Below are 2486 nucleotides of genomic sequence, written 5' to 3' on the forward strand. Positions count from 1 at the left end.
TCGAGCGAAGGCCTACAGGAATATCCCCTTTGGTGAGTCTGATGAATCATTGGTTGAGGTTGTCCAGGTTCTGGATCCGGGACATCCTCTCTATGGGCGATCCTTCCGTGTGATCTGCCGCTCGTCGCATAGAGGCGGCAATTTTCCACCTTCATATGAAGTCGAGCATCGCGGCGGAACATCTCTGTTGGTTCCAATATCCACAACTGAACCTCATGAGGTGAAGACGAATCGAACAAAATTGAGTATAGCAGCACTCTGCGAGCTTGTATTAGCGGTCGAATGCCTCGAATGCGATGAGCATAGATCCGAAAGATCTTTGGGAGACGCTGCCGCCGGGTCTGCGGCGACAGATTGTCGACGACATCGCCGCGGTTCTGGCGGAGATTTCTCGTGAAATCCGAATTGATCAAACCGGCCCACTTGGCGCGCAAGGCCGTAGTCTATATCCGGCAATCGACACCTCACCAAGTGACGAACAATCAGGAAAGCCTGCGGTTCCAATATGCGCTGCGCCAGCGCGCTCGCGAACTGGGATGGCATGAGAGTGATATCGACGTGATCGATGCGGATCTCGGCCTGAGCGGTGCATCGGTCACGCAGCGGATTGGCTTTAAGGAGCTCGTCGGCCGGGTTGGGCTCAGCGAGGTGGGGCTGATCCTGTCGATTGACGTGACGCGTCTCGCGCGCAACTGCTCCGACTGGTACCCGCTCCTGGACATCTGCGGCTTGCGCGACTGCCTTATCGCCGATCGTGACGGGGTCTATGATCCGGGTAGCGCCAATGGTCGGCTGCTTCTGGGGCTAAAGGGAACAATATCGGAGCTCGAACTGCACACGATCCGTAGTCGCCTGACCGCCGGCCTTCTCGCCAAGGCTGAGCGCGGGGAACTGGCGCTCTCCTTGCCGATCGGCCTTATGCGTGATCCGAGCGGGGTGGTGGTCAAGGATCCCGACCTGGCGGTTCAGGAACGGCTGGAGCTTGTGTTCCAGATGTTCCTGAAGTTCCGCACCGTGGCCAAGGTTATGCGCCTGCTCAATGGTCGTGGCCTCGACCTTCCGCGTCGCGACCGGCATGGCGATTTGTGTTGGACGCGAGCGACGATTTGTTCGGTGGCGGCCATCCTGAAAAATCCTGCCTATGCCGGAGCTTTCGTCTATGGCCGTACCCGCATGCGTACGCTTGCGCGCGATGGTGCGTCGCGGGCGAAAGCGCCGCGGCCAATCGAAGAATGGCGAATTGTCGTGAAGGACCGTTATCCGGCCTACGTCGACTGGCAGACTTATGAAATGATCCGCAATATCATAAGGGACAATCGGGCCGAATACATGCGCACCAAGACGAGAGGCGCACCCCGCGACGGTGATCTCCTGTTGCACGGCATCGCTTGGTGCGCGCGGTGCGGTCACAAGATGTATGTCCGCTACAAGGGTGGCGGGCAGTATGTATGTAACCATCTGCGCTCCAACGAGGGTTTGCCAGCCTGCCAGTACATTCGCGCCGCGCGTGTAGACGCAGTTGTGACGGATGCCTTCCTGACGGCCCTGGCGCCGGCCGAGCTGGATGCGCTGTCAAAAGCGCGCCGAGCCCAGCAGCAGGTGGATACGGCGCTGCGAAGCAGTGCAGAACGGCAGCTCGAGCGCAAGCGCTATGCCGCCGCACTGGCCGAACGCCAATTCAACCGTGTCGACCCCGACAATCGTCTCGTCGCCGGGGAACTCGAGCGACGCTGGGAAGTGGCCTTGAGCGAGCTTCGGGCGGCCGAGGAGGCGCTTGTTCAGCAATCCTCGCCACAGGCTATCGGTCAAATGGGGATAGGCAAGGTCTTGCACGGCAAGGTCGTTAGCCTCGCCGGACGCCTCCCGCAGATCTGGGCGGACCCAGCCACTATCGATGCTCAACGCAAAGCCTTGCTGCGCTGCCTCGTAGATAAAGTGGTGCTTGACCGAGGCGAACATGATGTCGCTCGGGTCAGGATCGTCTGGCGTGGCGGCGCGGCGAGCGATCTTGAAGTCAAGTTGAAGGTCAACTCCGTTGCCAAACTCACGCGAGGGACAGAGATGCGCGATCGGGCGCTCGATCTTGCCCGCAACGGCACCCCTGATGACGAAATCGCCTCGACCCTCACCAGCGAAGGTCATCGCTCCCCCAACTGTGAAAATATGGTCCTTCCAACGACAGTGGCGCAGATGCGGCGCAGCGCCGGGATCAGAGTGACCAAACCGCGCAACAGATGGTCCCATGGCTTCAGCCTGCTCAGCGCTCAGGAATTGGCCGGCCGCCTAGATATTCCTGTGAACTGGATTTACGTGCAGATCAGGCAGAAGCGCCTTCTAATCGATCGGCAATCGAACGGAGCCTACCTCTTCCAAGACACCTCCTCGGTCCTTGATGCCGTCAAAAGCCTGCGGAACCACACCATCAATCACCTCGACCTCAGAATCTGTCAGCCTCACAAGGAGGGGTATCAACATGCATAATCGAG

The 2486-nt window shown here is 59.3% G+C and carries 1 protein-coding gene; it reads left to right on the forward strand.

Translation table 11 applies throughout. The annotated features are described in order from the left end of the window. Positions 1 to 393: 393 nt before the first annotated feature. Positions 394 to 2481: a recombinase family protein gene (locus ACWGS8_RS35095; RefSeq protein ID WP_454585196.1), complete on the forward strand. Its 2088-nt coding sequence runs from the start codon at positions 394 to 396 to the stop codon at positions 2479 to 2481. Positions 2482 to 2486: the final 5 nt, after the last annotated feature.

The sequence above is a fragment of the Mesorhizobium sp. 43Arga genome (genome assembly GCF_053714255.1).